We start from the raw sequence: 2,685 nt of genomic DNA, 5'->3' as shown, positions 1-2,685 counted from the left end.
TATTTGATTAAAAGAAAAATAAGAAAAAGCATTGAAACCGCTTTTTCTATTATTACCGGTAAATTTGGCAAAGTTATTAAAGCAACTTCTATTGGTGGTTTTTTAACGAAACTTAAGCTTTTTATTTTAACTTATAGTTTCGACTGTTTTTTGAAATTGAATAAAGATAAACAAAATTTACTTTTTAACTAGCAATTTGGGTTATATAAATATACTATTAATCCTGTTTCTCCTTTTGCAACGCCTGTTAAAGGCGATAATCTGTTTGGGAGTATTTGCTGGGCTGTTGTGTATTTATATGGGGAGGATAAATTAAAAAAACTTTTAAAAGATTATGATGAAAATCCGTTTTTAATAGTAAGTGACGGGTTTTTAAAAAATCATCTAATTAAGCCAACCTTTCCAAGGGCTTTGCTAGGAGAGTTAGAAGATGGAAAGAAAAAAGAGTATAGAAAAAAAATTTGGGTTGAAATTAGCGATATTTTAAAAGGTGATTTTAGCAAAGCTAAAAAAGAGAGTGAGGTGAAGTTTAGAAAAAATCTTTTTGAAGTTAAAAACAGTATCAATTACAAAACTTTTACAACGGGTGAGGGGTTTGCCCCTTTTTTGGTTGATAGTGTAATTTATTTAAAAGAAGTTGATATTTATATGCTGATAAGGGATGATGTAATAAGTAAAATAAAAAGAGCTTTTAAACTCTTCTCAAAACTTGGCTATGGAAAAGATGCAAATCTTGGAAAAGGTAGATTTGAAATAGTAGGTTTTAAAGAGTTTCATATAAAAGAGAGTGAATATTATATGGCTCTTAGCGACTTTGTAAAGAGTGAGATTGATGGGAAAGTTTATTATGATGTTGTTACTAAATTTCCAAAAACAAGGGGGGATTTACCTAATCCGTTTAAAAATCCTCTTTTAATGGCAAAAATCGGGGCTGGAATAAAGTTAAGTAAAAAAGATAAGTTACAATATATCGGTAAAGCTATAAGAGGATTTAGCAACGATTCAAAAATAGTTCATCAAGGATATGCGATAACTTTTCCTATTGGAGTTGAAAATGAAAATTAAAGCGACAGTTATTTCACCTGTTCATATCGGTACAAATGAATTGTATGAACCTACGAATTTTATAATAGATGGAGAGTATTTATACTATTTTAAGGAAGAGGATTTTTACAAGAAGTTGCCTAAAAACGATAAGGTTGAATTTTTAAAGTTATCTGAAAATAATGTGGTTGAGCTTTGGAAATTTATAGTACAGAGAAAAAACATAGCAAAAGAGAGATATATAAATACAAAGTGAAAGTTACAAGCGGATTAAAAGAGCATTATAAAAAAGCCCTTGGAAAACCTACTCAAATATCCCGTTCAAATCAAAAGACTTTTAATCAGTTTATGATTCAAAAAGCCGTAAGGACTCCTACAAAAAAAAGACTTTATATCCCGGGCAGCAGTATAAAAGGAACAATTAATACGGCATTAGAGGAGATGTATAAGTGGTATGAAGACAGTAAATATCATAAAGAGATTTTAATTTCAGATGCAAGGGGAGTTAAAATTTTTGAGATGATAGGCTATTCGCTAAATAAAGAGAGATTTGAAGAAGAGATGATTGGTCCAAAAACATTAATTGAAGTTATAATGTCAACTCCAAGTGAGAGGAGCGAGTTTATTTTAGATATTGATTTTAAAAGATACAAAGATGTTGATAAACATATTGAAATGAAAGATATTCTAAAAGCTTGTAATGCTCATTATGAGCCGCTTTTTAGAAGTATGTTTGAAGACGAGGAAATTAAAAGAGTGCTTGGCAATAAATTTAAAGCAACTTATGAAAATTTAAAATTAAAAGAGAATCAATTTTTGTTAAGAGTTGGAAAACACAGTGGTGCAAGGGCTGTTACGATTGGAGAGAAAAGGAAGATTTTAGTAAAAATTGCAGAAATTCAAAATAAAAGAGGAGAAGCTGATTTTGATGCAACTATTAGAGTTAGAAGGATGTATAAAAAAAGTGATTATGAGAGTGATAAATTAAAGAATTTGATGATAGACTTTTCAAAGTTGAGTGATAATGAAAAAAGGATAATGAGAACGTTTGAGCAGTTTTACTTTGAACCTGAAAAACTTGAAAATTTGGTTAGAAAAAGAAAAAGAGTTTCAATTAGTGCAATTTTAAAAGAAGAGACAACAACTTGGGTATTTGGCTATAAAAATAAATTAGAGGAGAATAGACATTTACCTTTTGGATGGATTTTATGTGAAATAGTCGGTTAAAGAAGGAATTACCTTCTTTGTTTTAATAGTTATTATTAGTAACAGATACTTAAATTGATACACTTTCATTTTTTTTCATGTATATTTAATTCAATATTCGGTTGTTTAAAAACAAAGTGTAGTGTTTATGCCATATTGGTTGGTGTATATTAGTTATTTAGACGTCTGCCGGTGCTCATTTCATTCGCATATCTTTAACGTAAAGTTATTCGCAAGTCTTTACGGCTCTCCTCTCCTCAACGGGTCGTATGTTAAATGAACTGAGGGGTTATTTATTTTCGTGATGCGGTTTGTGTTTCTTATGAGTTACCCAATAAGCAAATACTAAAGCACCTGTTGCAAATAAAGCCCAAAAAATATAAATATTCATAATTCATCTCCTTTTTTGATAAGCATATTACCTGCTATATATAA

3 protein-coding genes and 1 pseudogene are annotated in these 2,685 nt (G+C 29.6%); all 4 read left to right on the top strand.

From position 1 onward, the window contains the following. Nucleotides 1–192 (top strand): annotated as a pseudogene (locus ACXJH6_RS07805) (IS982-like element ISSude1 family transposase); the annotation flags it as partial. A gap of 24 nt (nt 193–216) precedes the next feature. Then, nucleotides 217–1,065, top strand: a complete 849-nt coding sequence (gene csm4, locus ACXJH6_RS07800) for a type III-A CRISPR-associated RAMP protein Csm4 (protein WP_456471194.1) — start codon at nt 217–219, stop codon at nt 1,063–1,065. Further along, nucleotides 1,055–1,300 (top strand): hypothetical protein, encoded by a 246-nt coding sequence (locus ACXJH6_RS07795; protein WP_456471193.1) that lies wholly within the window; start codon nt 1,055–1,057, stop codon nt 1,298–1,300. Before csm4 ends, ACXJH6_RS07795 begins: the two co-directional genes overlap by 11 nt. Then, on the top strand, nt 1,297–2,271 hold the full coding sequence (locus ACXJH6_RS07790; protein WP_456471192.1) for a hypothetical protein: 975 nt from the start codon (nt 1,297–1,299) through the stop codon (nt 2,269–2,271). The genes ACXJH6_RS07795 and ACXJH6_RS07790 overlap by 4 nt, the downstream gene beginning before the upstream one ends. Nucleotides 2,272–2,685: the final 414 nt, after the last annotated feature.

Source organism: Caminibacter sp. (genome assembly GCF_053999135.1).
The sequence above is the reverse complement of the archived record's forward strand: the minus strand, read 5'-3'. Positions and strand labels throughout refer to the sequence as shown.

Excerpts from the sequence above, each read along its gene's own strand:
- ACXJH6_RS07795 (WP_456471193.1), top strand. The coding sequence starts at position 1,055 with ATGAAAATTAAAGCGACAGTTATTTCACCTGTTCATATCGGTACAAAT.